Raw genomic sequence first — 22,649 nt, 5'->3', positions numbered from 1 at the left:
CGCAGTGCCGCACCCGCCCCGGGGGGACGGTCAGCCCGCCGCGCGGGCCGCCATCCGGGCCTTGCGGGCCGCCAGCTTCTCGTCGAACTTGGCGGCCTCCGCGTCCAGGCCGCCCATGTACAGCCCGAGCTCCTCCTGGGCCTGCCGGCCCTCGGGGCCGAGGCCGTCGATCTCCATGATCTTCAGGAAGCGCAGCACGGGCTGGATCACGTCGTCGTGGTGGATGCGCAGGTTGTAGACCTCGCCGATCGCCATCTGCGCGGCGGCCCGCTCGAAGCCGGGCATGCCGTGGCCGGGCATCCGGAAGTTCACGACCACGTCCCGCACCGCCTGCATCGTCAGGTCGGGCGCGAGCTCGAAGGCGGCCTTGAGCAGGTTCCGGTAGAAGATCATGTGCAGGTTCTCGTCGGTCGCGATGCGGGCCAGCATGCGGTCGCAGACCGGGTCACCGGACTGGTGGCCGGTGTTGCGGTGCGAGATGCGGGTGGCCAGCTCCTGGAAGGCGACGTACGCCACCGAGTGCAGCATCGAGTGCCGGTTGTCCGACTCGAAGCCCTCGCTCATGTGGGCCATGCGGAACTGCTCCAGCTTGTCCGGGTCGACGGCGCGCGAGGCGAGCAGGTAGTCGCGCATCACGATGCCGTGCCGGCCCTCTTCGGCGGTCCAGCGGTGCACCCAGGTGCCCCAGGCGCCGTCGCGGCCGAACAGGCTCGCGATCTCGTGGTGGTAGCTGGGCAGGTTGTCCTCGGTGAGCAGGTTCACCACGAGGGCGATCCGGCCGATCTCGGTGACCTTGGACTGGTCCTTCTCCCAGGCCTCGCCGTCCTCGAAGAGCCCGGGGAAGTTGCGGGCGTCGCTCCACGGCACGTACTCGTGCGGCATCCAGTCCTTGGCGACCTTCAGATGCCGGTTGAGTTCGTTCTCGACCACTTCCTCCAGGGCGTACAGCAGCCGGGCGTCGGTCCAAGCGGCGGAGGTGCCGAGGTGCGGGGAAGTGATCGTCACAGGTACTCCAGGGGACGTACGACAAAGCGGAAGGCGGACCGGCGAGCGGTGCCGGGAACCTACGGGATCGTAGGCTACGAAACCGTAGGTTACGAGACCGTAGGTTAAACGCACTGTAAAGGCCGCTGATCAGCCACCGTCGACCGGGGCGTGGCGCGGCCCGAACCCGCAGGTCCTGAGCCGGACGGGCGGCGCGCGGAGGAGCGCCGATGGGCCATCATGCAATGCGCGCCCGCACGAAAGGAACCCCCGTCGGCGGCCGGCGGCGCTTCACCGGGGCTCCTTCCCGGCGGTGAACGCCTCCCTCAGCCGGCCCGCCGTTCCGTGCCGGCGTCCCGCGTGATGTCCTTCAGCTCTCCTCCCTCCAGCAGCAGCCGGCGCGTGATGCCGATCGAATCCAGGAACGGCAGGTCGTGACTGGCCACGATCAGCGCCCCCTCGTACGACTCCAGGGCCGTGGTGAGCTGCCGGACGCTCGCCATGTCCAGGTTGTTCGTCGGCTCGTCCAGCAGGAGCAGCTGGGGCGCGGGCTCGGCCAGCATCAGGGCGGCCAGGGTGGCCCGGAAACGTTCGCCCCCGGACAGCGTCGCCGCCTGCTGGTCGGCCCGGGCGCCCCGGAACAGGAAGCGGGCCAGCCGTGCCCGGATCCGGTTGTTGGTCACGCCCGGCGAGAACCGGGCCACGTTCTCGGCGACGGTCAGCGACTCGTCGAGGACGTCGAGGCGCTGGGGCAGGAACCGCAGCGGCACGTGCGCGGTCGCCTCGCCCGACACCGGTTCCAGCTCCCCGGCGATCGTGCGCAGCAGCGTGGTCTTGCCCGCGCCGTTGCGCCCGGTCAGCGCGATCCGCTCGGGACCGTGCAGATCGAGACCGCCCGCCACCCGCGCGCCGTGCACGAGTTCCAGGTCCCGCAGGGTGAGCACGGACCGGCCCGGCGGGACGGCCGTGTACGGCAGGTCGACGCGGATCTCGTCGTCGTCCCGCACGGCCTCCACCGCGTCGTCGAGCCGTTCCTTCGCCTCGGCGAGCTTCTCCTCGTGCATGATGCGGTACTTCCCGGCGGACTCCTGGGCGGTGCGCTTGCGCAGCTTCATCACCGCCCGGGGCTCGCGCTTGGTGTCGTACATCTTCTGTCCGTACCGCTTGCGCCGGGCCAGGACGACATGGGCGTCGGACAGTTCGCGCTTCTGCTTGCGCAGGTCGGCCTCGGCGACGCGCACCATGCGCTCGGCCGCCTCCTGTTCGACGGCCAGGGCCTCCTCGTACGCCGAGAAGTTGCCGCCGTACCGGGTGATGCCGCCGGACCGCAGGTCGGCGATCTGGTCGACGAGGTCGAGGAGCTCACGGTCGTGACTGACCACGATCATCACCCCCGGCCAGGAGGCGACGGCCGCGTACAGCCGCCTGCGGGCGTACAGGTCGAGGTTGTTGGTCGGCTCGTCCAGCAGCAGGACGTCCGGCCGGCGCAGCAGCAGGGCCGCCAGCCGGAGCAGAACGGACTCGCCGCCGGACACCTCGCCGATGGTCCGGTCCAGCGCCACATGGCCGAGGCCGAGCTCGCCGAGCGTGGCGAGGGCGCGCTCCTCGACGTCCCAGTCGTCGCCGACGGTCTCGAAGTGCTCCTCGGCCACGTCACCGGCCTCGATGGCGTGCAGCGCGGCCCGCTGCGCGGCGATGCCGAGCGCCTCGTCGACCCGCAGGCCGGTGTCGAGCGTGACGTTCTGCGGGAGGTGGCCCACCTCGCCGGCCACGCGGACGGCGCCGTCGGTGGGGACGAGCTGCCCGGCGATCAGCTTCAACAGGGTGGATTTTCCGGACCCGTTGACCCCGACGAGCCCGGTCCGGCCGGGGCCGAACGCGGTGTCGAGCCCTTCGAAGACGGAGGTGCCGTCGGCCCAGGCGAAGGAGAGGGCCGTACAGGTGATGGATGCAGACATACAGGGTCTCCGCGGTTGCTTGATGCGGTCAGGGGCAAACGCGTATCGAGACACCGGGAGCGGCGACCGCAGTCCGGCGAGGGAAGGAGGAGTCCGCGGGACGGCGGGGCATGAAAAAGGCCCTGTTCCGCAAGGGACGGCTCGAACGCCGAGGTCGCACGCGACGTACACCCACGCTGGGGGTGACGCGGTGTCTCAGAACCTCAGACGAGCAACGTCCTTCTCCGATCGGCGGCAACAGAAGCGTTGTACACCGTAGGAGTGCCGGTCCGGGGTGTCAACGCCTTATCGCGGATCCGGTCTCACGGCCCCAAGGAGGCCCCGTGCCCATCGGCTCACTCTCATTGCCGGCCCGGCTCTGCCTGCTGGCCTGGGACCCCGCACGGCCCGGGGGCGCCGACACCGCGCGGCTGCGGCACCTGGTGCGCGCAGGCGCCCTCGCCGAACTCGCCCGGCGCGGCCTGCTCACCGACGACGACGGCATCGCCACGCCCGTCGACCTGGACTCCCGCACCGGCGACGCCGTCCTCGACGGACTGCTGGACCTCGTCCGCGAGTCCATGCCGCGCCGCTGGCGGGCGTGGGTGCGGTCGTACGCGCGGGTCACCTTCGACGCCGTCCGGGAACAGCTGGTGGCCGACGGGTATCTGCGGGCCGAGAAGAAGCGGGTGCTCGGGGTGTTCCCGTCCGTGGACCACGTCCTGGCCCGGGGCACCGCGGCACAGGCGCTGCGCGAGGAGACGCGGGCCGTCCTGGACGGCCCGCTGCCGGCCGGGGAGCCCTCCGAGCGGGACGCGATCGTCGCCGCGCTCGCGGCCGCGGCCGAGCTGCGCGCCCTCGGGCCCGTGGGGGACCGGGCGCGCAGGGAGGGACGGATCGAGGAGCTGACCGCGCGCGGCGCGGCGGCGGCACCCGGCCTGGGGAAGGTCCTGCGGGAGGTGCGGGCGGCGGTGAGCGCGGAGACGGGGCGTGCGGTGGCCTCGACGGGCGGCTGACCGGCCCCCGCCGAGGCCGGCCGGGGCCCGGGCCCCGTGGCGGATTCCGCTCAGCGGCGTGGCGCGCGCCGGCGGACCGACCGGACGCCCGCGGCGGTCCGTCGTTGCGCCGGCGGGACGTCCGGTCCGGCGGGCGGCCCGCTCAGCAGGTGCCCCGCATCAGCTCCGCCAGGTCGTGGTCCAGGTCCAGGTGCAGATGCTCCAGGCCGACCGCCACCAGCTCGCTGGTGGCCTGGAGGAACCGGCGCAGTTCGCCGGAGCGGACGTGGACGACGGCGGTGCCCTCGGGGGCGTGGAACTCCAGCACGGTGCGGTCGTACCCGTACGGCCGCACCCGGACGTCTCCGTGGCCGTCGGGTTCCCGCATCCCGGTGATGAGCAGCTCGCGGGAGAAGGTCCAGCAGACCTCCACGCCCTCCAGGGTGGCCGGGGCCGGGAAGGTCATGCGGACGGCGAACGGGTCGCGCCGGTCGTAGTGCAGTGTGGCGGGAATGCTCGGCATACGCGGCGCGGCAGCGACGAGACGCGCCTCGACGGGCTGCTCGATGACGGTGGACAACGCCTTGCTCCCTCGTGACGGCTGGGCGGGCTTCCGGGGTGGTACGGGCCGGGCACTGGAAGAGACGACGGAATCAGCCAATCCGTGCACACGATGTGCGAGTGACCTCTGTCACCGCCTTTCATGCACGCGAGTGACATGTCTCTCCTCGCGTGCCACACAAGGCACTTGCGGCCGACGCGCCACGCGTCCACCCGTCCGCGTCCGTCAGGAGGCGCTGGGAGCGCGGGGCCGGGTGTTTGTCCGTAACGTGGGTATCCGTTCGCTGAACGTGAGAGGAAGTGAGCGGACATGCCACGCGGTTCGAGCTCCAAGCGGGAGCGGCAGTACGAACACATCAAGGAGAGCGCCGAGGACCGTGGTGAGAGCACCGGCCGGGCCAAGGAGATCGCGGCGCGGACGGTGAACAAGGAGCGCGCCCGGTCCGGCGAGTCGAAGACCGCCAGCCGTACGTCCACGCAGGACAAGTCGCCGAGCAAGCGCGGCGGGCAGCGCTCCGGGTCGCGGCAGGGCTCCCAGGGCCCCACCTACGATCAGCTGTACCAGGAGGCCAAGCGCCGTGACATCAGCGGTCGTTCGAACATGAACAAGGGCGAGCTGCAGCGTGCGCTCGGCAAATGAGCCGCACCGGCCTCAGGGCCTGTCGTTCGGATCATGCAGGTGTCGCGGGGCGGCGAAGACGCACCGTCGCTCTCGGCCGACCTGATCCATACGACAGGCCCTAGCCGAGCGTCTCCCGGTACCGCTCCAGCGCCGGCGCCGTCTTCGTGGCGATGAACTCGGTGATGCGGTACGCGCACACGCCCGCCTCGACGAAGGGGTCGCCCGCGGCGATCTGCTCGATCCGCGCCCGGTCCTCCGCGACGGCGATGATCAATCCGCCGTTGCGGGGCTCTTGGCGCCCGGACGCCAGGAACACGCCCTGCTCGTAGAGGGCGTCGAGCCACACCACGTGGTCGGGCAGCACGGCGTCGACGGCTTCGAGCGGGGCGGTGTAGGACAGCTCCAGTACGAACATGATCGCGAGCCTACTGCGGCGGGTCCCGTAGGCTTGCGGCCACCATGACGACCGTGACCGCGCAGACTCCCGCCGGCTGGCCCGCGACCGAGGAAGAGGCCCGCGCCGTCCAGGACGAACTGCGGGCCCGCGTGGTGCTCGACGAGCCGGGCCCGCCTCCCGGAACGGGCCGGGTGACCGGTGTGGACGTCGCCTACGACGACGAACGGAACGTCGTCGCGGCGGCCGCCGTCGTCCTCGACGCGACGACCCTCGCCGTGGCCGCGGAGGCCACCGCCGTCGGGCGGATCTCCTTCCCCTATGTGCCCGGCCTGCTCGCCTTCCGGGAGATCCCCACCGTCCTCGCGGCCCTCCACGCGCTGCCCTGCCCGCCGGGCCTGGTCGTCTGCGACGGCTACGGGCTGGCCCATCCGCGCCGCTTCGGCCTCGCCAGCCATCTCGGCGTGCTCACCGGGCTGCCCACGATCGGCGTCGCCAAGAACCCGTTCACCTTCACCCACGACGACCCGGACGCGCCGCGCGGCAGCACGTCCCCGCTGCTGGCCGGTGCCGAAGAGGTCGGGCGCGCACTGCGGACCCGCGACGCGGTCAAGCCGGTCTTCGTCTCCGTCGGCCATCGCGTGAGCCTCGACAACGCCTGCGCGCACACGCTGGCGCTGACCCCCGCCTACCGTCTGCCGGAGACGACCCGCCGGGCGGACGCCCTGTGCCGCGCGGCCCTGCGGGACGCCGTCCACGCGGAGTGACGCCCGTCGTCCGACACGCCTGAGTATCCGTACGGATGTGCGTTGTCAGTGGCTGGCGGCAGGCTGAGCGCATGACGACACACCGCACCCCCGAGCCCTCCGCCCACCCGCTCCGACTCACCGAACGAGCGGTGACCGCGGGCCTGACGCTCGCGGTGACGGCCGGGGTGGCCTGGATAGGCGGGATGATCTACACGATCGCCGGGTGGTCGGGATAGGCCGCCCGGGCCCGGTCCCGCCGGGACGGGCGCCGAGCCCGCCGCCCGGCGCGTCGTGTCAGCGCGTGGCGGCCACCCGGAAGGTGATGCCCGCCGCCCGTAGGCGCTCGGTGAGCGCGTCGCCCATCGCCACCGCCGTCGTGACCTGACCGGCGGTCTGCGGCAGGTCGTCGACGGCGAGGGACAGCGCCGCCTCGGCGAACATCTTCGCCGTCTCGTCGTACCCGGGATCACCGCCCGCGACCTCGGTGAACACCCGCCGGCCACCGCCCTCGCCCACGAAGCGGACCCGGAACCAGCTCCTGGCACGCTTCTGCGGGCTCGGTCCGTCACCCGGCTTGAGCAGGCCGGACAGGCGGCGCCGCACCGGCGGGACCTGTGCCGCCGCCACCAGCGCGCCCACCGCGGCCACCCCGCCCACCGCGACGGGCAGATGCCGGACGGCCGCGTAGTGCCGGTAGCGGAAGTCGGGACCGTACCGGTCGAGGGCCTTGGCGGAACGCCGCACGATCTGCGGATCGACGGTCGGCAACGGCAGCGCCCAGGCCCCCACCTCCCCGGCGTACCGGGGCGCGCCCGTCGGCGTCACCGCCCGGCGGCCCACCAGCCGCGGTTCGTGCCGGCGCCGTTCCCGCGCCGCGGCCTGCATCTGCCGGCCGCGCGCGAACTGGCCCAGCGCGGAGGCGAACGTCCCGCCGGAGAAGGTGGCGTCGGCGGTCACGAAACCGTCCACGGTCAGCGGCACGCCCTCCGGCAGCTGCCGCACCGTGAAGTACACGCCCAGGTCGTGCGGCACGGAGTCGAAGCCGCACGCGTGCACCAGCCGCGCGCCGGTCTCCCGCGCGCGGGCGTCGTGCCGCACGTACATGAGGTCCACGAACTCGGGCTCGCCCGTCAGGTCCAGGTAGTCCGCGCCGGTGTCCGCGCAGGCGGCGACGAGTCCCTCGCCGTACCGGACGTAGGGGCCCACCGTCGAGGCGACCACGCGCGCCTGCTCGGCGAGCGCCCGCAAGGAGGCCGGATCGGACACGTCCGCCCGCAGCATGCCGACCTCGGTACCGCCGGGCAGCCGACCGGCGAGCCGCCGCAGCTTCTCCTCGTCGCGGCCGGCGATCGCCCAGCGCAGTCCCTCGGGCGCATGGGCGGCGAGGTACTCCGCGGTCAGCTCGCCGACGAAACCCGTCGCCCCGAAGAGCACGATGTCGTACGGCCGGTCCGTCCTGTTCAGCCTGCTCATGACACTCCTTCGCCACCGTTCGGCGTCCCGTCGGCGTCCCTCGGCGGCCTCGTGGGCAACCTCTGGGTCCACAGCACGCGCCGTCGCCGGTGGCTGAGGCTAGCGTGAGGAGTGCCGAGCCCGACGACGAGCCTGCTCCATAATTGGCTAAGCGCTTGCTCGTCAGGTCTTGTGCCGAGTGGAACACGTTCTTAGCATCGCCGGTGTTACATCAGTAGTGTCACAGAGCTGGGGGCACGATGACAGAGGCGAAGACGCCGGGTGACGGCCCGCTCAGCGGCGTGCGCGTGGTCGAACTGGCCGCGATCGGCCCCGGGCCCTTCGCCGCCATGCTCCTCGCCGACCTCGGCGCCGACGTCGTCCGCGTCGACCGGCCCGGCGGCCCCGGCCTGGCGATCGACCCCGCCCGCGACGTCACCAACCGCAACAAGCGCTCGGTGATCGTCGACCTCAAGTCGCCCGACGGCCCGGCCCGCGTCCTCGACCTAGCCGAACGCGCCGACGTCCTGATCGAGGGCTACCGCCCCGGCGTCGCCGAGCGCCTCGGCGTCGGCCCCGAGTCCTGCCACGCCCGCAACCCGCGCCTCGTCTACGGCCGCATGACGGGCTGGGGCCAGGACGGCCCCCTCGCCCAGCGCGCCGGTCACGACATCGGGTACATCGCGCTCACCGGCACCCTCGGCATGATCGGCGCCCCCGACGGGCCGCCGGCCGTCCCGGCCAACCTGCTCGGCGACTACGCGGGCGGCTCCCTCTACCTGGTCGTCGGCATCCTCGCCGCCCTGCAGCACGCCCGCGCGACCGGCACCGGCCAGGTCGTCGACGCCGCCATCGTGGACGGCGCCGCCCATCTCTCGGCGATGATCCACGGCATGCTCGGCGCCGGCGCCTGGCAGGACCGGCGCGGCAGCAACCTCTTCGACGGCGGCGCCCCCTTCTACGGCACCTACGAGACGGCCGACGGCCAGTACATGGCGGTCGGCGCCCTGGAACCCCGGTTCTACGCCGAGTTCATGGAGCGGCTCGGCATCCCGGGCGAGGCGCCGGCCCGCGAGGACATGGCCCGCTGGGGCGAGCTGCGCGAGGCGATCGCCGCCCGCTTCAAGGCCCGCACCCGCGACGAGTGGACGGCCCTCTTCACGGACTCCGACGCCTGCGTGGCCCCCGTCCTGTCGCTGCGCGAGGCCCCGCACCACCCGCACCTCGCCGCCCGCGGCACCTTCACCGACCACGGCGGCATCACCCAGCCGGCCCCCGCGCCCCGCTTCTCGGCGACCCCCACCGCCGTCCGCACCGGCCCCGCCCGGCCCGGCGCCGACGCGGAGGCCGTCGCCCGCGACTGGGACCTGCCCCGCACCCCTCAGCCGAACAGCCCTGCGAAGAACCCTCAGTGAAAGGCCTGCCAGTGACCACCGAAGCGTACGTGTACGACGCGATCCGCACCCCGCGCGGACGCGGCAAGGCGAACGGAGCCCTGCACGGCACGAAGCCCGTCGACCTGGTCGTCGGCCTCATCCGCGAGATCCGCGCCCGGTTCCCGGACCTCGACCCGGCCGCCGTCGACGACATCGTCCTCGGTGTCGTCGGACCGGTCGGTGACCAGGGCTCCGACATCGCCCGCATCGCCGCCATCGCCGCCGGCCTGCCGGACACGGTGGCCGGCGTCCAGGAGAACCGCTTCTGTGCCTCGGGTCTGGAGGCCGTCAACATGGCGGCCATGAAGGTCCGTTCCGGCTGGGAGGACCTGGTCCTCGCGGGCGGCGTCGAGTCCATGTCCCGGGTGCCGATGGCCTCGGACGGCGGCGCCTGGTTCAACGACCCGATGACCAACCTCGCCACCAACTTCGTGCCGCAGGGCATCGGGGCCGACCTGATCGCCACCATCGAGGGCTTCTCCCGCCGCGACGTCGACGAGTACGCGGCCCTCTCCCAGGAGCGGGCGGCCACGGCGTGGAAGGAGGGCCGCTTCGAGCGGTCCGTCGTGCCGGTGAAGGACCGCGCCGGCCTCACCGTCCTCTACCACGACGAGCACCTGCGCCCCGGCACCACCGCCGACTCCCTCGCGCAGCTCAAGCCCTCCTTCGCCGACATCGGCGAACTCGGCGGCTTCGACGCCGTGGCGCTGCAGAAGTACCACTGGGTGGAGAAGATCGACCACGTCCACCACGCGGGCAACTCCTCCGGCATCGTGGACGGCGCCTCCCTCGTCGCCATCGGCTCCAAGGAGGTCGGCGACCGCTACGGGCTCACCCCGCGCGCGCGGATCGTCTCCGCCGCCGTGTCCGGTTCCGAGCCCACCATCATGCTCACCGGACCCGCCCCCGCCACCCGCAAGGCCCTCGCCAAGGCCGGGCTGACCATCGACGACATCGACCTCGTCGAGATCAACGAGGCGTTCGCGGCGGTCGTCCTGCGCTTCGTCAGGGACATGGGACTGTCCCTGGACAAGGTCAACGTCAACGGCGGCGCCATCGCCCTCGGTCACCCGCTCGGCGCCACCGGCGCGATGATCCTCGGCACCCTCGTCGACGAACTGGAGCGCCAGGACAAGCGGTACGGCCTCGCCACCCTGTGCGTGGGCGGCGGCATGGGCATCGCCACCATCGTCGAGCGCATCTGACCCCCTCCCGACGGATCACCTGGAGCACCTCCTGATGAGCACCGAGTCCACCACCATCCGCTGGGAGCAGGACGACACCGGCGTCGTCACCCTCGTCCTGGACGACCCCGACCAGTCCGCCAACACCATGAACCAGGCGTTCCGCGCCTCCCTCGCGGCCGTCACCGACCGTCTGGAAGCCGAGAAGGACGCGATCCGCGGCGTCATCGTCACCTCCGCCAAGAAGACCTTCTTCGCCGGCGGCGACCTGCGCGACCTCATCCGCGTCACCCCGGAGACGGCGCAGGACCTCTTCGACGGCGGCATGGCCATCAAGCGCGACCTGCGCCGCATCGAGACCCTCGGCAAGCCCGTCGTCGCCGCGATGAACGGCGCGGCCCTCGGCGGCGGTTACGAGATCGCCCTGGCCTGCCACCACCGCGTCGCCCTCGACGCGCCCGGCTCCAAGATCGGCTGCCCCGAGGTCACCCTCGGCCTGCTCCCCGGAGGCGGCGGCGTCGTCCGCACCGTCCGGATGCTCGGCATCACCGACGCGCTGCTGAAGGTCCTCCTCCAGGGCACCCAGTACACCCCGCGCCGCGCCCAGGAGAACGGCCTGGTCGACGAGGTCGCCGACAGCCACGAGGACATGCTCGCCAAGGCCCGCGCCTTCATCGACGCCCACCCGGAGTCCGCCCAGCCCTGGGACAGGCCCGGCTACCGCATCCCCGGCGGCACCCCCGCCCACCCGAAGTTCGCCGCCAACCTGCCCGCCTTCCCGGCCAACCTGCGCAAGCAGACGAACGGCGCCCCCTATCCGGCGCCGCGCAACATCATGGCCGCCGCCGTCGAGGGCTCCCAGGTCGACTTCGAGACCGCGCAGGTCATCGAGGCCCGCTACTTCGTCGAGCTGGCCGCCGGCCAGACCGCGAAGAACATGATCCAGGCGTTCTTCTTCGACCTCCAGGCGGTCAATTCCGGCGCCAACCGGCCGAGGGGCGTCGAGTCCCGCCAGGTCACCAAGGTCGCCGTTCTGGGTGCCGGGATGATGGGCGCCGGTATCGCCTACTCGTGTGCCCGCGCGGGCATCGACGTCGTCCTCAAGGACGTCTCCCTGGAGGCGGCGCTCAAGGGCAAGGGTTACTCGGAGAAGCTGTGTGCCAAGGCCGTGGCCAAGGGCCGTACGACCCAGGAGAAGGCCGACGCGCTGCTCGCCCGGATCACCCCGAGCGCCGAGGCCGCCGATCTGGCGGGCTGCGACGCGGTGATCGAGGCGGTGTTCGAGGACACGTCGCTCAAGCACAAGGTGTTCCAGGAGATCGAGCACGTCGTCGCCCCTGACGCGCTGCTGTGCTCCAACACCTCGACGCTGCCCATCACGGCGCTGGCCGAGGGCGTCGAGCGTCAGGCCGATTTCATCGGGCTGCACTTCTTCTCGCCCGTCGACAAGATGCCGCTGGTCGAGATCATCAAGGGTGAGCGGACCGGTGACGAGGCCCTTGCCCGTGCCTTCGATCTGGTCCGGCAGATCAAGAAGACACCGATCGTCGTCAACGACTCGCGCGGCTTCTTCACCTCGCGGGTCATCGGTCATTTCATCAACGAGGGCGTCGCCATGGTCGGCGAGGGTGTCGAGCCCGCGTCCGTGGAGCAGGCGGCGGCCCAGGCCGGCTACCCGGCCAAGGTGCTCTCCCTGATGGACGAGCTGACACTCACCCTCCCGCGGAAGATCCGTGAGGAGACCAAGCGGGCCGTGGAGGAGTCCGGCGGCACCTGGACCGCACACCCCGCCGAGGCCGTCATCGACCGCATGGTGGACGAGTTCCAGCGCCCCGGCCGCAGCGGCGGCGCCGGCTTCTACGAGTACGGCGAGGACGGGAAGCGCACCGGGCTGTGGCCGGGACTGCGCGAGCACTTCACCAAGCCCGGGTACGAGATCCCGTTCCGCGACATGCAGGAGCGGATGCTGTTCTCCGAGGCGCTGGACACCGTCCGCCTCCTGGAGGAGGGCGTGCTCACCTCCGTCGCCGACGCCAACATCGGCTCCATCTTCGGCATCGGCTTCCCCGGCTGGACCGGCGGCATCCTCCAGTACATCAACGGCTACGAGGGAGGCCTGCCCGGCTTCGTGGCCCGCGCGCGCGAGCTCGCCGAGCGCTACGGCGACCGGTTCACGCCTCCCGCGCTGCTCGTGGAGAAGGCGGAGAAGGGGGAGGTCTTCACCGACGGCCGCTGACGGCGCCGTCCCACCGGCGGCGAGCGACTGGGGCCCCTCAGCGCTCGCCGTCGGCGTCGAGCCACGCCCGCAGCTCGTCCCGCAGCGACCGCTGGAAGGTGGTCAGCAGCGCCTGCACCACGATCGGGTGCATGTGCGCGGACAGGGACCGCACGTCCCGCGCGTCGCGCTCGGCGACCGCGTCGCGCAGCAGCCGCGACAGATCGCGCGCGGCGGCGCGGGAGTGCTCGAGCAGGGCCGTGCGCGCGGCGAGGACCGTCTCGGGGGACAGGGGCACGTCGAGCAGCTCGACGCCGAGCCGGAGCAGTCCCGCGTCGACGCGGTAGGCGTCCGCGCCGCCCGCCTCGCCGTCCCGTACGACGATGTCCATCTCCGCCAGCCGGTCCACCTCCTCGTCCGTCAGTGGCCGCCCGGCCCGCCGGCCCAGCTCCTCGCGCGTGACCCGCTCCACCGTCTGAGGCGCCCAGGAGGCCACCACCGCACGGTGCAGCGCGAGGTCGTGGGCGGTCAGGTCCGGCGGCAGCTGCTTCAGATACCGCTCGATCGCGGCCAGCGTCATGCCCTGGTGCTGAAGCTCCTCGATCAGCGCCAGCCGGGCCAGGTGCTCCCGGCCGTAGTGCCCGACCCGCCGCGGGCCGATCACCGGCGGCGGCAGCAGACCCTTGGTGCCGTAGAAACGGACCGTGCGCACCGTGACGCCGGTCCGCGCGGCCAGCTCGTCGATGGTGAGGGTCGGCTCCCCGGTGTCGCGTGTCGTCATGTGCAGCAGTATCGCTGTCTCACCAACGCTGTGACACCTCATGTGCCCCACGTGAAGGCGCCCGGCGGGTCCTGTGAGAAGTCACGCTGTGTGACATGAGCCATCGCATGCGAACGCAGGGTCGTGGGAAGGTGCTGCCTTGGTCTGTGCCGCGAAGGGTGGTGCGGGCCTAGTCACTGTACGGACGACCCGGGTGTACCCCGCCCGGGCGCACCAGAGAGTGGAACCACCCGTGAGCAAGGACGCCGTCGACACGGCACAGGCCGCCGCCCATCCCCAGGCGGCCGGGACACCCGCGGACGCGGGCGACGCCGGTTACAGCAAGGACCTCAAGGCCCGCCACGTCAACATGATCGCCATCGGCGGCGCGATCGGCACCGGCCTCTTCCTCGGCGCCGGCGGACGGCTGCGCGACGCGGGCCCGGCGCTCGCCATCGCCTATCTCGTCTGCGGCGTCTTCGCCTTCTTCGTCGTCAGGGCGCTCGGCGAGCTCGTGCTCTACCGGCCCTCGTCCGGGTCCTTCGTGTCGTACGCGCGCGAGTTCCTCGGCGAGAAGGGTGCCTACGTCGCCGGCTGGATGTACTTCCTGAACTGGTCGACCACCGGCATCGCCGACATCACCGCGATCGCGCTGTACACGCACTACTGGAGCCTGTTCACGAGCATCCCGCAATGGGTGCTCGCCCTGGCCGCCCTCGCGGTGGTCCTGGCCGTGAACCTCATCTCGGTGAAGATCTTCGGCGAGATGGAGTTCTGGTTCGCGATCATCAAGGTCGCCACCCTGGTCGGCTTCATGCTGATCGGCATCTTCCTGCTGGCCACCCAGCACGACGTGGGCGGCTACACCCCCGGCGTCAGCATGATCACCGATCACGGCGGCATCCTCCCGCACGGTGTGATGCCCGTGGTGCTCGTCATGCAGGGTGTGATCTTCGCGTACGCGGCCCTGGAACTGGTCGGCGTCGCCGCCGGCGAGACCGCCGAGCCCGAGAAGGTCGTCCCGCGCGCGGTGAACTCGATCATGTGGCGCGTCGCCCTCTTCTACGTCGGCTCGGTCGTCCTGCTGGCCCTGCTGCTGCCCGGCTCGCTCTACTCCGGCGACGAGAGCCCCTTCGTCACCGTCCTGTCCAAGGTCGGCGTCCCGGCGGCCGGCGACGTGATGAACCTCGTCGTCCTCACCGCGGCGATGTCGTCCCTGAACTCCGGCCTGTACTCCACCGGCCGCATCCTGCGCTCCATGGCGATGGCGGGCTCCGCGCCCAAGTTCACCCGCGTGATGAGCCGCACCCAGGTGCCCTACGGCGGCATCCTGCTCACCTGCGGCATCTGTGTGCTCGGCGTGGGCCTGAACTACCTGATGCCGAGCAAGGCCTTCGAGATCGTGCTGAACGTCGCCTCTCTCGGCATCATCAGCACCTGGGTGATCATCATGATCTGCCACCTGGTCTTCGTCCGCCGCGCCCGCGCCGGCCTGGTCGCCCGACCGCACTTCCGCCTGCCCGGCAGCCCGGTCACGGAGATCGTCACGATCGCCTTCCTGGTGGCGGTGCTCTGTCTGATGGGCAACGACCCCGAGATCGGCCGCTGGACCCTCCTGCTGATCCCGGTTATCGCGGTGATGCTGGTCGTCGGCTGGTTCGGCGTCCGCCGCCGGGTGGCACGCAACGCCGACCAGGAGCTCAGCGGGCTGAGCGGCTAGCGGACCGGGGCCGCTGTCAGTGGCGGCCCCTACGGTGGTGTCATGCCGGAGATCGCGTACGTCCGTGGTGACGCCACCGCCCCCTCGGTCAGGGGTGTCAAGGTGATCGCCCATGTCTGCAACGACCTCGGCGGCTGGGGCAAGGGCTTCGTCCTTGCCGTGTCCCGCCGCCGGCCGGAGCCGGAGGCGGCCTACCGCGCCTGGCACCGCGACCGCGCGTCGAACGACTTCGGTCTGGGCGCCGTCCAGCTCGTCCGGGTCGAGCCGTACGTGTGGGTGGCCAACATGATCGGCCAGCACGGCATCAGGACCGGCAGCAAGGGCGTCCCGGTGCGCTACGAGGCGATCGACACCGCCCTCGGCCGCCTCGCCGGCCGGGCGGCCGAGCTGAACGCCTCCGTGCACATGCCCCGCATCGGCTGCGGACCGGCCGGCGGAAAGTGGTCCCGCGTGGAGCCGCTCGTCACGGAGCGGCTCACGAGGCAGGGCCTATCCGTGACCGTGTACGACCACGGGGACGGCGCCTGAGGCGGACGCCGTCCCCGGGCCCTCAGTGCTCGTGCACGTCGTTCGTCGCGGCGATCTTCTTCCAGGACCGCGGCTGTGCGGGCGTGACCGACGCCTTCGCGAGGGACGCCGCGCGGGCCGCCGGCGCGGCCGGCTTCGACGGCTGGAACAGCCAGGTGTCGAACAGCGCGGCCAGCGGCTTGCCGGACACCTCCTCGGCGTACCGCTGGAAGTCGGCGACCGAGGCGTTGCCGTAGGCGTACCGCTGCGGCCAGCCCTTCAGGACCTTGAAGAAGGCCTCGTCGCCGATCTCGTTGCGCAGCGCCTGCACGGCCAGCGCGCCCCGGTCGTAGACCGCGATGTCGAACTGGTTCTCCGGCCCGGGGTCACCGGGCCGCACCGTCCAGAACGGGTCGTCCGCCGGGTGCGACGCGTACGTGTAGTCGGCGAGCTCCTGCGCGGTGCCCTCGCCCTCGTGCTCGGACCAGAGCCACTGGGCGTACCGCGCGAAGCCCTCGTTGATCCAGATGTCCTTCCAGCCGTGCACGGACACCAGGTCGCCGTACCACTGGTGGGCCAGTTCGTGGACGACGACGGACACGTTCGACCCGTTCGCGAACTGCCGGGGGCTGTAGAACGGCCGGGTCTGCGTCTCCAGCGCGTACCCGGTGTTCGTGTTCGGCACGTACCCGCCGAGCGCGTTGTAGGGGTACGGCCCGAAGTAGCCGCTCAGCCAGTCGGCGATCTCCCCGGTCCGCTCCACGCTGGCCCGCGCCGCGCCGTCGTTCGCGCCGAGGTCCTTGCTGTAGGCGTTGACGACCGGGATGCCGCCCTCGGTCGTGCCGGTGGTGAGGTCGAACTTCCCGACCGCCAGAGTGGCGAGATACGTGGCCTGCGGCTTGTCCGACCGCCAGTTGAAGCGGGTCCAGCCCAGGCGCGAGCTGCTGGACTGGAGCGTGCCGTTGGAGATGGCCTGGGTGCCGTCCGGCACCTGCACGGACACGTCGAAGGTGGCCTTGTCGAGCGGGTGGTCGTTGCTCGGGAACCACCACCAGGCCGCCTCGGGCTCGTTCGCGCCGACGCCGCCGTCGGGGGTGCGGTGCCAGCTGGTGAAGCCGTACGCCTGCTTCGAGGACGGCACCCCGCTGTAGCGCACCACGACGGTGACGGGCGTGCCCTTGCGCAGCGGGCTCTTCGGGGTGATCTCCAGCTCGTGTTCGCCCGACGTCGTGAACGATGCCTTGGCGCCGTTCACCCGCACCTCGCCGACGTCCAGCAGGAAGTCCAGGTTGAAACGCGACAGATCCTGTGTGGTGCGGGCCAGGATCGTCGCCGTCCCCTCCAGCCGGTCGGTCGCCGGCTGGTACTTCAGGCGCAGGTCGTAGTGGGAGACGTCGTAGCCGCCGTTGCCGTAGGCCGGGTAGTAGGGGTCGCCGATGCCCGGAGCGCCGGGGGTGTGGGCCGCCGCCGACGCCGGGATCGCCAGCATGAGGGAGGCGGCGCCCAGTGCGCCCGGCACGATGAATCTGCGGTGCACGAAAGCTCCAAGTCGTAGGGGTACGAGGACTGTTCGGAGCCTATTCAGCCCCTGTGCGCCCAGTCATGTCCACGGCCACTCCGGTCACATGATCGTCATCCGGCCGACATGAGACACCCGCCGCGCGGGCCTCCGTAGGCCCCGGCAGCCTCCGGACGCCCTCTTCTGTACAGCAGTTGACCGATGTACCGTCCCGCGCATGCCGAAACGCACGCGCTTCCTGACCTGGAGACCGCTCGCGCCGCCGGCCACGGCCACCCTCCCCGCGCGTCCCGACAGCCCTCCGGCTCCCCGTGCCGCCACGTCCCCGGACGGCGTGCGCGCGCCGCACACCACGCACCGTGTCCCGAACGGAGGCCGATGAACCGCCTGCGCACCCTCACCCTCACCGTCACGGCCCTCACCGCGTCCCTCCTCACCGCCCCGGCCCACGCCGCCGGCTCCTCGCAGCACCAGCCGCCCCGCACCGGCTTCGAGACGTCCCACGGCGCCCGCTGGACCACCCAGCCCGAGGAACAGGCGTTCCTGTCCGCCGTCGACCGGGCGAGCGGACGGGTCACCGTCGACCGCATCGGCACGACGCAGCAGAACCGCCCGGTCCAGCTCGTGACCATCGGCAGGCGTACCGCCCCGAACACGGTGCTCCTCGTGTGCAGTCAGCACGGCGACGAGCCCTCCGGCCGCGAGGCGTGCCTGTCCACCGTCCGTGACCTGGCCTACGCCACGGACCGGCGGACCCGGCGCTTCCTGGACCGCACCACCGTGCTGGTCGTGCCCACCGCCAACCCCGACGGCCGTGCCGCCGACACCCGCGGCAACAGCGACGGCGTGGACATCAACCGCGACCACCTCGCCCTGCGCACCGCCGAGGCACGCGCCCTGGCCGCCGTGATCCGCGACCGGCAGCCCGACGTCCTCTACGACCTGCACGAGTACGGCGCCACACCCCCGTACTACGACAAGGACCTGTTCGACCTCTGGCCCCGCAACCTCAACACCGACGCGGCGGTGCACGACGAGGCCCGCACGCTGTCCGGTGCCTACGTCCGTCCCGCCGCCGAGAACGCCGGGTACTCGACCGGCACCTACGGCATCTGGACCGACCCGGTCACCGGTGACCCGGTCAAGCAGACCGCCGGCGACGGCCAGGAACGCATCCTGCGCAACATGTCCGGCGTCAAGCACGCCGTCGGCCTGCTCATCGAGAGCCGCGTCGACCCCCGCACCGACGCGGAGCGGCAGGACGAGGCGCTGAACAACCGGCGCAGGGTGCGTTCCCAGCTCGCCGCCCTGGGGGGCCTTTTCCGCCACGCGGACGAGCGGCGCGGACGCATCGAGGAGGCCACCGGCGCCGCCCGCCGGACCGGCCGGGCCGACACCGGCCCGGTCTACCTCGGGGGCGCCGACAACGACCCGGCCGAACCCGCCGAGGTGATCCAGGACCCGCCCTGCGCCTACCGGCTCACCGCCGACCAGTACGCCCAGGTCGAGGACGAACTCGCCCTGCACGGCGTACAGGTGCGCCCGGACGGCGAGGGGGCCCGGGTGCCGCTGCGCCAGCCGCTGCGGGCCCTCGTACCGCTGCTCCTGGACGGCCGCGCCGCGTATCACCTGACGGTGGGCGAACCCGACACCCGCTGCTGAGGAGGTGAGTTCCGCGTCACACGTGGTAAGGGCGTAGCAGAGGACTACTTTCGGCCTCACCGAAGGGAAAGGTGCCGCCTGTGACGCAGGACCGACCGAGCGACAAGGAACACCACGAAAGAGGCACGCTGCCGGGTGCGGAAGCGGGCCTCTCCGGGCAGGAGAAGCACCCCCGGACCGACCGGGTCGTCTTCGGCGTCACGGCTGCCCTGACCCTCGCCTTCGTCGTCTGGGGCGCCGCCTTCACCGACTCGCTGGAGGACGTCTCCACCAGCATGCTCGGTGGCCTGATGCACAACGGCGGCTGGGCGTTCATGCTGGCCGCCTCCGGATTCGTCGTCTTCGCCCTCTGGCTCGCGGCCAGCCGCTACGGCCGTATCCACCTCGGCGCCGAGGGCGAGGAACCCGAGTTCCGCACCGTGTCCTGGGTCGCGATGATGTTCAGCGCGGGCATGGGCATCGGCCTGATGTTCTACGGCGTCAGCGAGCCGCTGGCGCACTACACGACGCCCCCGCCGGGCACCTCCCCGGCCGACTCCGGCGAACGCATGGAGACGGCCATGGCCACCACCCTCTTCCACTGGACGCTCCATCCGTGGGCGATCTACGCGGTGGTCGGTCTCGGCATCGCCTACAGCACCTTCCGCCGGCGCCGCCGCCAGACCATCAGCGCCGTGTTCACCCCGCTCATCGGCGAGAAGAACGCCAACGGCGTCGGCGGCCGGATCATCGACATGCTCGCGATCATCGCGACCGTCTTCGGCTCCGCCGCCTCGCTCGGCCTCGGCGCGCTGCAGATCGGCTCCGGTGTGGAGAAGCTGGACTGGCTGGACAAGGTCAGCACCGGACTGCTCGTCTCCATCATCGCCGTACTGACCGTCGCGTTCGTGGCCTCCGCGATCTCCGGTGTGGAGAAGGGCATTCAGTGGCTGTCCAACACCAACATGGTGCTGGCCCTGATCCTCGCGGTGTTCGTGTTCGTCGCGGGCCCGACCATCGTCGTCCTCGACCTGCTGCCGACGTCGGTCTTCTCCTATCTCGGCGACCTGCCCCAGCTGGCCGGCCGCACCGAGGCCAGCGGCGGCAAGGGGGTCGCCGACTGGCTGGGCAGCTGGACCGTCTTCTACTGGGCCTGGTGGATCTCCTGGACGCCCTTCGTCGGCATGTTCATCGCCCGCATCAGCCGGGGACGGACGATCCGGCAGTTCATCGGCGGCGTCATCCTGGTGCCCAGCACGGTCAGCCTGGTCTGGTTCGCGATCTTCGGCGGCTCGGCGATGAAGCTCCAGGAGCAGGACCGGCTCGGCAACGACTCGACCCCCGAGGGCCAGCTGTTCGCCGTCCTCCAGCAGTTCCCCGTCGCCACCGCCACCAGCCTGCTGGTGATGGTCCTCGTCGGCATCTTCTTCGTCTCCGGCGCCGACGCGGCCTCGATCGTGATGGGCACCCTCTCGCAGAAGGGCGCCCTCGAACCCAGCCGCTGGGTGGTCGTGTTCTGGGGCGTGGTCACGGGTGCCGTCGCCGCCATCATGCTGCTGGTCGGCAGCGGCCAGGGCGACGCGCTGACCGGCCTGCAGAACCTCACGATCCTCGCGGCCGCACCGTTCGTCATCGTGATGATCTTCATGTGTGTCGCCCTCATGCGAGACCTGCGCAGGGACCCGCTCATCGTGCGCGGCGAGATGGGCTCCGAGGCCGTCGAACTGGCCGTCATCGCGGGCCACGAGCAGTACGACGGCGACTTCGAGATCCGCATCGGCCCGGGCGCCGGAACGGAGGTGGAGGGCGACCCGATCGGCAGGCACGAGGACTGACCACCGCCGGGGGGGCCTGCGGCCCGGCACCGCAGCGCCCGCCCGGTCAGCCGCCCGCGAGCCGTGCCGCCTCGCGGGCGCAGCCCCAGGCCACCGTCACGCCCGCGCCGCCGTGCCCGTAGTTGTGCACCAGCAGCCGGCCGTCCGGCAGCCGCTCGCGCTCCAGCCGCACCGCGTCCCGCGCCGGCCGCAGCCCCACCCGGTGCTCCAGCACCCGCGCCCCGGCGATCTCGGGCCGCAGCGCGGCACACCGCCGTACGATCGCCTCCGCGACCGCCGGGTCCGGCTCCGCCGACCACGCGTCCTCCTCGGCCGTGCCGCCCAGGACGAGCCGGCCGGGATGCGGGAAGAAGTACGCCATCTCCCCGGAGGCCGGGTCGGTGGAGACCAGCCAGGTGTCGATGCCCGGGTTCTCCACCACGACCAGCTGCCCGCGCACCGGACGCACGGACGCGTCCGGCACCAGCTCCCGGGCGCCCAGCCCCGTGCAGTTGACCACGACCGGCGCCCCGGCCTCCGCCAGATCGGCCACCGCACGCGTCTCCACCACACCGCCCGCCGCCGTCAGCCGCTCCCGCAGCCACGGCAGATGAGTCGACATGTCGATCAGTGGCAGGCGTGCCCACAGCCCCGAACCGCCGTACTCCTCGGCCCGCGCCGAGCGCAGCCCCGGCAGCCGTGCGGTCGCCCATCCGTCGACCTCGTCCAGTCCCGTCTCGCCCAGCACCCCTTCGACCACGCGTACGCCGGTCCCCTCGGGCCGCGCCGCCAGTTCCTCGTACACGTCCAGGGAACGCAGCGCCCATTCCCGCGCCAGCGCCACCGGCTCGATGCGGTACGGCCACCACAGCGCGCCCGCGACCGCCGAGGTGGTGCGCTCGACGGGCTCCCGCGTCCACACCCGCACCCGCCTGCCGCGCTCGGCGAGCACGACGGCCGTCGTCAGCCCGATCACACCGCCGCCGACCACGACGACCTCGTCACCCAGTTCGGTTTCCACACCGGGACGATAGGCCTCTGTGCCCACGTACGTCAGCACGTGCTCACATCGGCGGCGCCGGGGGAATACTCACCGCATGGCTGCCGAATACGCGACCTTCGGCCTGGCACCGGCGATGCGGGCCGGTGGAGTCCTCGCCGGTGGCGACTACCAGGTCCACCGCGACTTCATGGACTTCATCGTGGACGGACGGTCCCTGCTGTTCCGGCTCTCCGACCTGGACGCCGTCTCCCCGCTCGCCGCCGACGTCCCACCGGCGATCTTCACCGCGCAGGTCCGGGGCCTGCTCCTGGAGACCGACGCGCCGCTGCCCGGCGGCCGGTACGTCATCTACGGCTGTCCCGACTGCGAGGACCTGGCCTGCGGCGCCGTGACCGCCGTGATCCGGCGCGACGGCGACGACTTCATCTGGCGGGACTTCGCCTGGCAGACCGGCGAACACGCCGACCTCGAGTTCAACGGCTACCACGGCATCGGCCCCTTCCGCTTCCCCGGCACCGAATACCGCGCGGCGCTGGCCGCCCTGCTCGACGGCAGCGCGCACACCCGCCGCCGGGTCCTGCTGATCGGCGCCCGCGTCGCCCTGCTCGCCAGACTCGCCGCGGCGCTGCGCACCATCGGCATCGGCGCCGACATCACCCAGGACGCCTCCGGCGTCCCCGCCGACGAACTGCGCGCCTACGGCGCCGTCGCCTTCGGCCGCGCGACCGGCGAGGAGGAGCGGGCCGCCGTACGCCGCGCCTTCACCCGGGCCGGCGTCGACGTCGCCCACGTCGACGGCCTCGCCCCGATCGTCCCGCTGCTCGTCGCCCAGATCGAACACGCCCTGGACCGAGGCCCGGCCGAGCGGCACCGGCTGACCCGCCTGACGGCGACCGGCGGCGCGGCGGAGATCGAGGTGACCTCGCCCTGCCGGGTGCGGCTCACCGCGTACCGCCTCGACCGCCTCCACCGCACCCACACCCACGAGGTCTTCGACGACGTGCTCGAACCGGGCGGCCACCGCATCGCCCTGGACGCGAAGACGGTGAAGGGGGAGTCCTTCGTGGTGGCCAGGACACCCGGAAGCGTGCTGGTGGCGGCGGTGCGGGGCGGGAAACCCGGCTGAGCGCGCGGCGGGGCGCGGTTAGGATCGACG

20 protein-coding genes are annotated in these 22,649 nt (G+C 72.0%); 12 read left to right on the top strand and 8 right to left on the bottom strand.

The genetic code is table 11. The features are described 5' to 3' along the window. Nucleotides 1-30: 30 nt before the first annotated feature. Together ACIRG6_RS14260 and ACIRG6_RS14255 are read right to left on the bottom strand one after the other, a co-directional pair. Nucleotides 31-1,005: an acyl-ACP desaturase gene (locus tag ACIRG6_RS14260; protein ID WP_239764567.1), complete on the bottom strand. Its 975-nt coding sequence runs from the start codon at nt 1,003-1,005 to the stop codon at nt 31-33. A 305-nt stretch (nt 1,006-1,310) separates the two neighbouring features. After that, entirely contained in the window at nt 1,311-2,942 is a 1,632-nt protein-coding gene (locus ACIRG6_RS14255) for an ABC-F family ATP-binding cassette domain-containing protein (protein WP_365023809.1), read from the bottom strand. A 323-nt stretch (nt 2,943-3,265) separates the two neighbouring features. Here ACIRG6_RS14255 and ACIRG6_RS14250 point away from each other — a divergent pair, with 323 nt between their 5' ends. After that, complete coding sequence (locus tag ACIRG6_RS14250) at nt 3,266-3,937, top strand: GOLPH3/VPS74 family protein (RefSeq protein ID WP_364677211.1); 672 nt, start codon at nt 3,266-3,268, stop codon at nt 3,935-3,937. 142 nt (nt 3,938-4,079) lie between these two features. On the opposite strand, the gene ACIRG6_RS14245 is transcribed toward ACIRG6_RS14250, so the two are convergent. Next, complete coding sequence (locus ACIRG6_RS14245; protein ID WP_364677212.1) at nt 4,080-4,496, bottom strand: spore wall synthesis regulator SsgD; 417 nt, start codon at nt 4,494-4,496, stop codon at nt 4,080-4,082. Between the two features lie 291 nt (nt 4,497-4,787). On the opposite strand from ACIRG6_RS14245, the gene ACIRG6_RS14240 reads away from it, so the two are divergent. Continuing rightward, nucleotides 4,788-5,117, top strand: a complete 330-nt coding sequence (locus ACIRG6_RS14240) for a plasmid stabilization protein (RefSeq protein ID WP_189231653.1) — start codon at nt 4,788-4,790, stop codon at nt 5,115-5,117. 100 nt (nt 5,118-5,217) lie between these two features. Here ACIRG6_RS14240 and ACIRG6_RS14235 read toward each other — a convergent pair whose 3' ends face one another. Next, entirely contained in the window at nt 5,218-5,514 is a 297-nt protein-coding gene (locus ACIRG6_RS14235; RefSeq protein ID WP_364677214.1) for a YciI family protein, read from the bottom strand. Nucleotides 5,515-5,558: 44 nt separating this feature from the next. Here ACIRG6_RS14235 and ACIRG6_RS14230 point away from each other — a divergent pair, with 44 nt between their 5' ends. Continuing rightward, on the top strand, nt 5,559-6,260 hold the full coding sequence (locus ACIRG6_RS14230; RefSeq protein ID WP_364677216.1) for an endonuclease V: 702 nt from the start codon (nt 5,559-5,561) through the stop codon (nt 6,258-6,260). Nucleotides 6,261-6,331: 71 nt separating this feature from the next. Next, nucleotides 6,332-6,478, top strand: coding sequence for a morphogenic membrane protein MmpA (mmpA, locus tag ACIRG6_RS14225; protein WP_359403066.1), 147 nt, complete (start codon nt 6,332-6,334; stop codon nt 6,476-6,478). 58 nt (nt 6,479-6,536) lie between these two features. Here the strand turns inward: mmpA and ACIRG6_RS14220 are convergent, their stop codons facing one another. Next, on the bottom strand, nt 6,537-7,715 hold the full coding sequence (locus ACIRG6_RS14220) for a saccharopine dehydrogenase family protein (RefSeq protein WP_364677218.1): 1,179 nt from the start codon (nt 7,713-7,715) through the stop codon (nt 6,537-6,539). A gap of 239 nt (nt 7,716-7,954) precedes the next feature. Here ACIRG6_RS14220 and ACIRG6_RS14215 point away from each other — a divergent pair, with 239 nt between their 5' ends. From ACIRG6_RS14215 to ACIRG6_RS14205, 3 genes are read left to right on the top strand one after another with little or no spacing between them, the layout of a single operon-like run. Continuing rightward, entirely contained in the window at nt 7,955-9,109 is a 1,155-nt protein-coding gene (locus tag ACIRG6_RS14215; RefSeq protein WP_318215368.1) for a CaiB/BaiF CoA transferase family protein, read from the top strand. Nucleotides 9,110-9,120: 11 nt separating this feature from the next. Next, a complete protein-coding gene (locus ACIRG6_RS14210) occupies nt 9,121-10,335 on the top strand; it encodes an acetyl-CoA C-acetyltransferase (protein WP_403322708.1) in 1,215 nt (404 codons plus the stop codon). 34 nt (nt 10,336-10,369) lie between these two features. Then, complete coding sequence (locus tag ACIRG6_RS14205; protein WP_403322705.1) at nt 10,370-12,550, top strand: 3-hydroxyacyl-CoA dehydrogenase NAD-binding domain-containing protein; 2,181 nt, start codon at nt 10,370-10,372, stop codon at nt 12,548-12,550. A 37-nt stretch (nt 12,551-12,587) separates the two neighbouring features. Here ACIRG6_RS14205 and ACIRG6_RS14200 read toward each other — a convergent pair whose 3' ends face one another. Beyond that, entirely contained in the window at nt 12,588-13,310 is a 723-nt protein-coding gene (locus ACIRG6_RS14200; protein WP_350715231.1) for a MerR family transcriptional regulator, read from the bottom strand. A gap of 232 nt (nt 13,311-13,542) precedes the next feature. On the opposite strand from ACIRG6_RS14200, the gene ACIRG6_RS14195 reads away from it, so the two are divergent. Together ACIRG6_RS14195 and ACIRG6_RS14190 are read left to right on the top strand one after the other, a co-directional pair. Continuing rightward, nucleotides 13,543-15,009, top strand: coding sequence for an amino acid permease (locus tag ACIRG6_RS14195; RefSeq protein ID WP_364684067.1), 1,467 nt, complete (start codon nt 13,543-13,545; stop codon nt 15,007-15,009). A 42-nt stretch (nt 15,010-15,051) separates the two neighbouring features. Then, nucleotides 15,052-15,537 carry a macro domain-containing protein gene (locus tag ACIRG6_RS14190; protein WP_403322704.1) on the top strand — a complete coding sequence of 162 codons (486 nt, stop codon included), beginning with the start codon at nt 15,052-15,054 and terminating at the stop codon, nt 15,535-15,537. Nucleotides 15,538-15,559: 22 nt separating this feature from the next. On the opposite strand, the gene ACIRG6_RS14185 is transcribed toward ACIRG6_RS14190, so the two are convergent. Beyond that, complete coding sequence (locus ACIRG6_RS14185; RefSeq protein WP_403322702.1) at nt 15,560-17,053, bottom strand: M1 family metallopeptidase; 1,494 nt, start codon at nt 17,051-17,053, stop codon at nt 15,560-15,562. A 360-nt stretch (nt 17,054-17,413) separates the two neighbouring features. On the opposite strand from ACIRG6_RS14185, the gene ACIRG6_RS14180 reads away from it, so the two are divergent. Further along, entirely contained in the window at nt 17,414-18,697 is a 1,284-nt protein-coding gene (locus ACIRG6_RS14180; RefSeq protein ID WP_403322700.1) for a M14 family metallopeptidase, read from the top strand. 80 nt (nt 18,698-18,777) lie between these two features. Beyond that, a complete protein-coding gene (locus tag ACIRG6_RS14175; RefSeq protein ID WP_364684059.1) occupies nt 18,778-20,511 on the top strand; it encodes a BCCT family transporter in 1,734 nt (577 codons plus the stop codon). Nucleotides 20,512-20,557: 46 nt separating this feature from the next. On the opposite strand, the gene ACIRG6_RS14170 is transcribed toward ACIRG6_RS14175, so the two are convergent. Beyond that, nucleotides 20,558-21,511 carry an FAD-dependent oxidoreductase gene (locus ACIRG6_RS14170; RefSeq protein ID WP_364684057.1) on the bottom strand — a complete coding sequence of 318 codons (954 nt, stop codon included), beginning with the start codon at nt 21,509-21,511 and terminating at the stop codon, nt 20,558-20,560. 76 nt (nt 21,512-21,587) lie between these two features. On the opposite strand from ACIRG6_RS14170, the gene ACIRG6_RS14165 reads away from it, so the two are divergent. Then, nucleotides 21,588-22,619, top strand: coding sequence for an oxidoreductase (locus ACIRG6_RS14165; protein WP_403322697.1), 1,032 nt, complete (start codon nt 21,588-21,590; stop codon nt 22,617-22,619). Nucleotides 22,620-22,649 lie beyond the last annotated feature (30 nt).

The sequence above is a fragment of the Streptomyces flaveolus genome (assembly GCF_044765825.1).
GTDB lineage: Bacteria > Actinomycetota > Actinomycetes > Streptomycetales > Streptomycetaceae > Streptomyces > Streptomyces flaveolus.
The sequence above is the reverse complement of the archived record's forward strand: the minus strand, read 5'-3'. Positions and strand labels throughout refer to the sequence as shown.

Bases quoted from the DNA above. Each gene is read 5' to 3' on its own strand.
- ACIRG6_RS14255 (WP_365023809.1), bottom strand. From the start codon at position 2,942: ATGTCTGCATCCATCACCTGTACGGCCCTCTCCTTCGCCTGGGCCGAC.
- ACIRG6_RS14240 (WP_189231653.1), top strand. From the start codon at position 4,788: ATGCCACGCGGTTCGAGCTCCAAGCGGGAGCGGCAGTACGAACACATC.
- ACIRG6_RS14235 (WP_364677214.1), bottom strand. From the start codon at position 5,514: ATGTTCGTACTGGAGCTGTCCTACACCGCCCCGCTCGAAGCCGTCGAC.
- ACIRG6_RS14230 (WP_364677216.1), top strand. From the start codon at position 5,559: ATGACGACCGTGACCGCGCAGACTCCCGCCGGCTGGCCCGCGACCGAG.
- mmpA (WP_359403066.1), top strand. From the start codon at position 6,332: ATGACGACACACCGCACCCCCGAGCCCTCCGCCCACCCGCTCCGACTC.
- ACIRG6_RS14220 (WP_364677218.1), bottom strand. From the start codon at position 7,715: ATGAGCAGGCTGAACAGGACGGACCGGCCGTACGACATCGTGCTCTTC.
- ACIRG6_RS14215 (WP_318215368.1), top strand. From the start codon at position 7,955: ATGACAGAGGCGAAGACGCCGGGTGACGGCCCGCTCAGCGGCGTGCGC.
- ACIRG6_RS14205 (WP_403322705.1), top strand. From the start codon at position 10,370: ATGAGCACCGAGTCCACCACCATCCGCTGGGAGCAGGACGACACCGGC.
- ACIRG6_RS14200 (WP_350715231.1), bottom strand. From the start codon at position 13,310: ATGACGACACGCGACACCGGGGAGCCGACCCTCACCATCGACGAGCTG.
- ACIRG6_RS14190 (WP_403322704.1), top strand. From the start codon at position 15,052: ATGCCGGAGATCGCGTACGTCCGTGGTGACGCCACCGCCCCCTCGGTC.
- ACIRG6_RS14180 (WP_403322700.1), top strand. From the start codon at position 17,414: ATGAACCGCCTGCGCACCCTCACCCTCACCGTCACGGCCCTCACCGCG.
- ACIRG6_RS14165 (WP_403322697.1), top strand. From the start codon at position 21,588: ATGGCTGCCGAATACGCGACCTTCGGCCTGGCACCGGCGATGCGGGCC.